This is a genomic window from Ruegeria sp. HKCCA6837, from assembly GCF_013034475.1.
Lineage (GTDB): Bacteria > Pseudomonadota > Alphaproteobacteria > Rhodobacterales > Rhodobacteraceae > Ruegeria.
Map to the genome: position 1 here is coordinate 1 of NZ_WQGD01000043.1, position 7,582 is coordinate 7,582.

A 7,582-nucleotide genomic window follows, 5' to 3' on the forward strand; every position below is an offset into this window, starting at 1 on the left:
GGCGTGTCATGCGCATTTCCCAATAGCAACCTTTTTTCGAATCTATCAAGTTCGGTATTAGTGTGCCAACTTTCGAAAATGTCCGGTTTGGGCTATCTACGGTCCTTCGGTGAAAGCGGGCCAATGGCGGCGAAGTCCGCATTGCAGACATTGAGCGGAGTTGAGCGAACGTCTGCCTCGAGCCGCTCCGGTACTTTCATTTTTAAAGCTGGTTGACGCGAATAATGAGCTGTACGTCCTCCCGCTTTGATTGGGCCAGCGCGCATCGATCTGAGTGGTCCTGGTGCACGGGATTTGGAAAAGTCTGCTCTTGCGGCATAAGTTAGTGGTTTAGTCCTCTCGATCGAAGGTGGGCCAATGAGAGGTCAATTATAATGAACGACGTCCCGGAGGACGGCGCCCCACCTTCCGGGCCACCATGGATAGTTCCGGAGATAGTCTGGCCATGATTGATGTGTGCGTGTATTTTTTTGAGCGAGCGCACATATCCGTGCTGAGTACTCTTTGGGGAGAGAGTATATGACGACAACCCACACAGGTTATCTGCTTATTGCTGATATTACCGGCTATACACAATTTCTGACTTCTTCAGAAATGGATCATGCCAATCCGATCCTACAATCTCTTCTGGGAGTTTTGCTCGAACAAGTTGGAGACCCGCTGCATTTCTGGAAAACCGAAGGCGATGCCGTTTTGGCGTATTCGACAAGGCAGGATTTTCCAGCGGGTGAGACGTTTCTGACAATTTGCGAAAATCTCTATAACGCGTTTGCGCTACGACGGCAGGAAATAATCGCGAACACAACATGCAACTGTAATGCTTGCGCAAATGTCAGCACACTGGACCTCAAAATCATTGCCCACCATGGCCAATTCGACGAAATGCAAATGGGTCCTACCAAGGACATATCCGGTGCCGATGTCATTCTGGTCCACAGATTGACCAAGACAGATGTTGCAGTACGTACGGGCATTCGCAGCTATGCCCTCTTCAGCGAAGCAGCCGCAGATGCCATGGATATCAGTGAAATAATGGAGCCATTTTCGCAGGGTATTGAACACTTTGGTGAAGTCCGCATGAAGGTCTATGATCTGGCTAAATCGTGGGAGCGCCTGCGCGCCAAACGCCAACGCCATTATCTCGCCGAAGAGGATGGTGTTTGGACATTCCGACACCATTTCAACGCGCCTATCGGCGTGGTTTGGGAATTTCTGGTAGCTCCTGAGCTAAAACAGAACTGGATGGACCGCATCAAGACAGTCACGGTCGAAAATTCGCAAGGACGTCTTGCCCCCGGATCTAACTATCATTGCGCTCATGAGCTGGCAGACTTTTATTATCGCGTCACTGATTGGGAGCCGTTTGAGTACTTTTCGACGCGAATCCAAGATCCCGCCCGTCCGCACATCAGTCTGCCGGAAACCTATCATCTGACGGAAAACAATGGTGGCACTGATTTGCGCTACACATTCGGCGAAGCAACTGATGTAGCTGGAAACCGTTCAGAAATCTCTGAACACGAGGCGGCGGCATTTCTGGCGGAATTTTGGGCTGCGTCCTTTGCGGAAATGGACAAGAAACTCGACCAATCCAATTAACGGGATATGGTGCAATGCCCAAACTAAGGTTGAATTACCGGTGGATACTAGACCTGTCTTATCCGTAAGGTGGGCGATGGTGTCAAAAAACCAGCGGCCGTGCCCTCACAGATAATGGTCACGTCACGGCGCCACGTAAGTCACTTTCTATAAGCGTAAACTGTTAAAGCAAACCAGTTAGGTCGACCCTTAGGCGGTTGCGCACACTCTCAACATCATGTGTCGAAGTTCCAGATGTCGCGCTGAACCTTCCAGCCGTCGTTGCCTTTTCGGAAGTAAAGAACGTACTTCCCAGCAAGTTCTTGCCCACCCATTGAGCCTGTCAGCGTCCCCATCGTAACTGCAATGTCTCCACTGACATGAGCCGCGGTCGGATTGGCCAAAACGTTCTCCAGGCCCCCATCAATTGCCGCCTGCCAATACTCTCGGATGGCAGCGTGGCCAGACATTGTAGGAGCACCAGGTGGCATGAGGGCTCCATCTTCGGCATAAGCGGCGGTTGCCATACCCGCATCCTTAGCATTGATCCCTGCAATGATGGACGCGTCGAGCGCCTTTACACTTTCAACATCTGACATCTTTTCCCCTAAGTTTACCCTCTGGTGTCATCAGACTATCACAAAAGTCTGTTTCGATTCTCATCTTCGTATGCCACGTGAGAAATACTTAAATTAGGGAAAGCGAGTTGTCGCGGTTTGGGCTGTCTTGACGCTGCACGTGAGGCGCATGATGGATAGCAGCTTCGTCCGCATAGCAGTCGTTCACACTGAGTAAAGCGAATGACCGCATCGAGCCCGAAGTGGCCAAAGAGCTGAGCCGCGCATTAATAGCCAGTCGGGCTGGCCAATGTTGGGCGATGCTCGGATCTAGCTCGTCTGAAAAGCGAAGAGAGCCATTGATCCAGATTGCGTGCCACCGCATCTTTGTATGGAACCAGTGAACCGAACGCACAGGGCATAGGACAAAAATTGAAAACAACTGTCGGAGATTGGACCGAAAGCTTTCTTGGCACGAGAAATCTACCTCGGCGGGTCAGGGATAAACTTCTACATGAAGCACGCGTGGTTTCATACAAGCAGGGCCAGCAAGTTTTTGGACCCGACAACATCCCGGACAGTCTGATGTTTTTGCATGCCGGCCGTATACGCGTTTCCCAAAGCTCTGATGCCGGGCGAGAAATCGTGCTGTATCGTGTTGAAGCTGGAGAGAGCTGTGTGCTGACCACCGCCTGCATGCTGTCCGAGGAAGCTTATAATGCTGAGGGTATTGCCGAGACCGACGTTACGGCAATCACATTGCCAAAAACCTCTTTTGATAGACTGGCTGCTGAAGAAGACAGTTTTCGCGGCTTCGTTTTCTCGGCCTATTCTCGTCGGTTGATTGATCTTCTGCGCGTGGTCGACGATGTCGCCTTTGGCAGAATGGACGTTCGACTGGCAGAGCGCCTTTTGGCGCTGGGAGAAGGTCATTCTGAAATCCAGGCGACGCATCAGGCTTTGGCCAACGAATTAGGGACAGCGCGTGAGGTCGTTTCACGCATACTGAACGATTTTCAAAAGCGCGGACTTATCCTTCAGACGAGAGGGCGGATTACCCTCCAGAACAAACCTCAATTAGAGCGTTTGGCGGACAGCGCATGAATTTTTGCGTTGGGTGACATTGTCACTGAAGAGCAAGGCACCGGTCGGTAATCAGGTTGCAACACGAACAACCGGAGACGCCTGATGGAAACCGCGTTTACGCCGATCGCCTCATTTGGAGGTGGGCTAGCAATTGGACTTGGATCCGTGCTTTTGATGCTCGGACTTGGACGCATCATGGGTGCGACGGGCATTTTGTCCGGCTTGGCATTCCCAGAAAACCGTGAGGAATTCGCCTGGCGAACAGCTTTGGTTGTGGGAATGATCCTCGCACCGGGCCTGATCTATGCTGCAACCGGTGCGATGCCTGAACTTACGGTACCTGTCAGCCCAACTATGATCGTGATCGGCGGCGTGATCGTAGGCCTGGGCGCCAGTCTCGGGTCTGGCTGCACTTCAGGGCATGGTGTTTGCGGACTATCTCGGCTGTCTTTTCGCTCCTTGGTGGCAGTGCCGACCTTCATGGTCACAGCTGCAATCACAGTCTTCCTGATCCGTCATGTCTTTGGAGTTTAATGCAATGAAGCTTGTTTTTGCTTTGTTTACTGGCCTGATCTTTGGCATTGGCATCGCTGTGTCGGGCATGATGGACCCGGCCAAAGTTCTGAATTTCTTCGATATTGCCGGGACGTGGGATCCTAGCCTCGCCTTTGTTATGGGTGGTGCGCTCCTGGTCACTTTCTTCGGCTACAGACTTGCCTGGCGGCAAACAACGCCGCTCTTTGGCGGGCGTTTTCAGATTCCAAGCGCGACGGCCGTAGACAAGCGACTGGTTGGTGGTTCGGCTCTCTTTGGCGTCGGTTGGGGAATTGCAGGCTTCTGCCCCGGCGCTGCTATTCCGGCACTTGGCACCGGGCGTTGGGAAGTTGCTCTCTTTCTGGTTGCCGTTCTTGCCGGGTTTGTACTGCGCAGGCTCCTTTTCGCGCGACCTGTTAAGTCGGCGGCGTAATCACCCATTGCCTCAAACTCTCAGGAGTAAAGTTAGATGACGTATCACTCGAACATAAACATCAAGCCGGACGTTCAGGCCTTCTTCGATGAGGCAACGAACACCATCAGCTATATTGTAAAGGATCCAACCTCGAACTCATGTGCCATTGTCGACAGCGTAATGGACATTGATTACGCTGCCGGGCGCATCACTTACGATCACGCAGACGAACTCATCCGCCAGATCGTAAGCCAAGATCTGAATTTGGAATGGATCATTGAGACCCATGTTCACGCCGATCATTTGAGTGCGGCGCCGTATATCCAAGAAAAGCTTGGGGGAAAAATCGGCATTGGTTCAAAAATCATGATCGTGCAGGACACGTTTGGAAAGGTCTTCAACGAAGGTACCGAGTTCCAGCGTGATGGCAGCCAGTTCGATCAGCTTTTCGAAGACGGCGATGCGTACATGGTTGGCAATATGCAGGTGTTCACAATGTACACCCCCGGCCATACGCCGGCTTGCATGGTACATGTTGCAGGGGATGCGGCTTTTGTGGGCGATACTTTGTTCATGCCGGATGGGGGATCGGCGCGCGCAGATTTTCCAGGCGGCGATGCAGCAACGCTTTACGATAGCATTCAAAAAGTCCTGAGCTTGCCGGACGAAACACGACTTTTCATGTGTCATGACTACGGACCAAACGGGCGGGACATTGCCTGGGAAACAACTGTCGGCGATGAGAAAGCCCACAACATCCACGTTGGCGGTGGCAAATCAAAAGAAGAGTTCGTCAAGTTCCGCACAGAACGAGATGCTCAGCTGGCAATGCCGAAGCTGATCATCCCATCACTTCAGGTAAATATGCGTGCGGGTGAGGTGCCAACGGACGTGGACGGCAACCCCATGCTCAAGATTCCGGTCAACAAACTCTGATTTTGAAAGGATGAGAGCGATGGAAATCACCCAAATTTCCGACGACTTCAGTACTTGCGGCCAATTAGAGGCCGATGACTTTGCGGAAGTCAAAACGCTTGGATTTCGGTCGTTAATCTGTGTCCGTCCTGACGGCGAAGAAAAGGGTCAGCCTACCTTTGGCGAGATCCAAGACTGCGCCAAGGCTCAAGGTCTTCAAGCTCGCTATGTGCCGGTCAAACACTCCGGCGCAACAGAAGCGAACCACATTGAATTTTCTAAGGCGTTGGCAGAGCTGCCTGAGCCTGTCCTTGGCTACTGCCGAAGCGGTCAGCGCGCTGCAGCGCTGTGGCGCGCACTACGAGGCACTGCGGCGTAGCGGGAGGTAACGATGCGGGCGAATCAATATCTGCCGGTTCTGAGTTGGGCTCGCAGCTATGGACGGGCGGAGCTCTCTAACGATCTGATGGCGGCGGTGATCGTCACCATCATGCTGATACCCCAATCCTTGGCCTACGCGCTCTTGGCTGGGTTGCCGCCGGAAGCGGGGCTGTACGCATCCATCGCGCCAATTCTGCTTTACGCAATATTTGGAACCAGTCGCGCCTTAGCCGTTGGCCCGGTTGCCGTTGTCTCACTGTTAACAGCGTCAGCGGTCGGTCAGGTTGCTGAACAAGGCACGGCAGGCTACGCGGTTGCGGCACTAACCCTCGCATTTCTTTCTGGCGGTTTCCTGTTGCTTTTGGGGTTCTTGCGGCTAGGCTTCCTGGCTAATTTTTTGAGCCACCCGGTGATTGCGGGTTTTATCACAGCATCCGGGATCTTGATCGCCGCCAGCCAACTCAAGCACATTTTGGGTGTCAATGCTCACGGACATACAGTGTTCGAGATACTCGCATCGATTGCTGCGCATTTGCACGAGGTGAATTGGGTTACGCTTGTTATCGGTCTCAGTGCGACGGCCTTCCTTTTTGGGGCCCGCCGTTGGTTAAAACCCGGATTATTGAGGCTAGGCGCCCCGGCGGCGCTTGCCGATATTCTGACGAAGGCGGGACCTGTTGCCGCCGTAGTTGCTACTACGGTTGCGGTTTGGGCATTGGATCTTGTCGAAATGGGTGTGGAAATCGTTGGGGAAGTCCCGCAAAGCCTGCCGCCGCTTACTTTGCCAGGATTTGCGCCCGATTTGCTTGCAGCGCTGTTGGTTCCGGCGATTCTGATTTCAGTGATTGGCTTTGTCGAATCAGTCTCAGTCGCGCAAACTTTGGCTGCCAAGAAACGTCAACGGATCGATCCGGATCAGGAACTCATTGGACTGGGCGCAGCCAATATCGGCGCAGCGTTCACAGGAGGCTACCCGGTCACGGGGGGATTTGCGCGATCAGTCGTCAATTTCGATGCCGGCGCTGAAACTCCTGCTGCTGGCGCCTATACTGCGCTTGGCCTCGCGATCGCCGCCTTGGCGTTGACACCATTGGTGTACTTCCTGCCAAACGCTACGTTGGCCGCCACAATCATTGTGGCGGTTCTGAGCCTTGTGGATTTTTCAATATTGCGCAGAACATGGGACTTTTCCCGTGCGGACTTCATCGCGGTATCTGCAACGGTTTTGCTGACGCTCAGTCTGGGTGTTGAAGTCGGCGTCGCGTCTGGAGTGGCTATTTCAATACTTTTGCATTTGTACAAGACGTCTCGACCGCATGTTGCGGAATTGGGCCGCGTGCCCGGGACAGAGCACTTTCGAAATGTCCTGCGCCACGATGTCGAAACCGCACCTACGGTGTTGACGTTGCGCATCGACGAGAGCCTTTACTTTGTAAACGCCGGCTTTCTGGAAGAACTGATCTTCAGTCGCCTTGCCGAGCGGACGAAGGTCAAACATGTTGTTTTGATGTTCTCTGCCGTTAACGAAGTGGACTACTCAGCGCTGGAAACTCTCGAGGCAATCAATCACCGCCTTAAGGAGCTTGGCGTTGGCCTACATCTGTCCGAAGTTAAGGGTCCTGTTATGGACAGACTCAAGCGGTCTCATATTGTCGACGGTCTGAACGGCAGGGTTTTCTTGTCCCAGCACGATGCGTGGACAACGCTCATTGCAGAAGCGAGCGAGTGACCAAGATCAGCTTGGTTTGTTAACGTGATATGAACGAGCGCTTTGTCCGCGAAGCGGTCGTTCGTGCGGGTTGCGGAGAACGGCTGCTCTGAGCCCAAAGGCGACATAGGTAATGGACGCAGCATTTGTCGTTTGGGCGGAAAGCGGTCACTAGCTTCAGTTGGCACCAAGGTCCGCCAGGTCCGATGTGCGGGATCAAAGCAGCCACTGGCACCATGAACTCATTCGATTAACTTGGCCGGGTTCCCGCGATTGTCGGCGCTCTACCAGTTCAGTCAGTTCGCAGTATCGGTCAGTAAAGGTTCAAAGTGGTATTTGGTCGCTGCAGTCACTGTCTAGCCCCCGTGTTCTGGGCCATTTCGGACTAGAGTTTCGGGGACTGGTGGG

At 53.2% G+C, this 7,582-nt stretch carries 8 protein-coding genes; 7 read left to right on the plus strand and 1 reads right to left on the minus strand.

The features are described from left to right. Nucleotides 1–519: 519 nt before the first annotated feature. Complete coding sequence (locus GOV91_RS22290) at nucleotides 520–1,599, plus strand: DUF2652 domain-containing protein (protein WP_171237112.1); 1,080 nt, start codon at nucleotides 520–522, stop codon at nucleotides 1,597–1,599. Nucleotides 1,600–1,814: 215 nt separating this feature from the next. On the opposite strand, the gene GOV91_RS22295 is transcribed toward GOV91_RS22290, so the two are convergent. After that, a complete protein-coding gene (locus tag GOV91_RS22295) occupies nucleotides 1,815–2,177 on the minus strand; it encodes a nuclear transport factor 2 family protein (protein WP_171237113.1) in 363 nt (120 codons plus the stop codon). A 390-nt stretch (nucleotides 2,178–2,567) separates the two neighbouring features. On the opposite strand from GOV91_RS22295, the gene GOV91_RS22300 reads away from it, so the two are divergent. The 6 genes from GOV91_RS22300 (at nucleotide 2,568) to GOV91_RS22325 (ending at nucleotide 7,195) form a co-directional block, all read left to right on the plus strand. Next, entirely contained in the window at nucleotides 2,568–3,239 is a 672-nt protein-coding gene (locus GOV91_RS22300) for a Crp/Fnr family transcriptional regulator (RefSeq protein ID WP_170612194.1), read from the plus strand. 84 nt (nucleotides 3,240–3,323) lie between these two features. After that, nucleotides 3,324–3,755 carry a YeeE/YedE family protein gene (locus GOV91_RS22305; protein WP_170514316.1) on the plus strand — a complete coding sequence of 144 codons (432 nt, stop codon included), beginning with the start codon at nucleotides 3,324–3,326 and terminating at the stop codon, nucleotides 3,753–3,755. A 4-nt stretch (nucleotides 3,756–3,759) separates the two neighbouring features. Then, the gene (locus tag GOV91_RS22310; RefSeq protein WP_170612192.1) at nucleotides 3,760–4,188 is read left to right on the plus strand and encodes a DUF6691 family protein; all 429 of its coding nucleotides are present in this window, start codon (nucleotides 3,760–3,762) and stop codon (nucleotides 4,186–4,188) included. 36 nt (nucleotides 4,189–4,224) lie between these two features. Then, the gene (locus GOV91_RS22315) at nucleotides 4,225–5,106 is read left to right on the plus strand and encodes an MBL fold metallo-hydrolase (RefSeq protein ID WP_171237114.1); all 882 of its coding nucleotides are present in this window, start codon (nucleotides 4,225–4,227) and stop codon (nucleotides 5,104–5,106) included. 19 nt (nucleotides 5,107–5,125) lie between these two features. After that, nucleotides 5,126–5,464 (plus strand): TIGR01244 family sulfur transferase, encoded by a 339-nt coding sequence (locus GOV91_RS22320; protein WP_170612187.1) that lies wholly within the window; start codon nucleotides 5,126–5,128, stop codon nucleotides 5,462–5,464. Between the two features lie 12 nt (nucleotides 5,465–5,476). Then, the gene (locus GOV91_RS22325) at nucleotides 5,477–7,195 is read left to right on the plus strand and encodes a SulP family inorganic anion transporter (protein WP_171237115.1); all 1,719 of its coding nucleotides are present in this window, start codon (nucleotides 5,477–5,479) and stop codon (nucleotides 7,193–7,195) included. The last annotated feature ends 387 nt before the right edge of the window (nucleotides 7,196–7,582 follow it).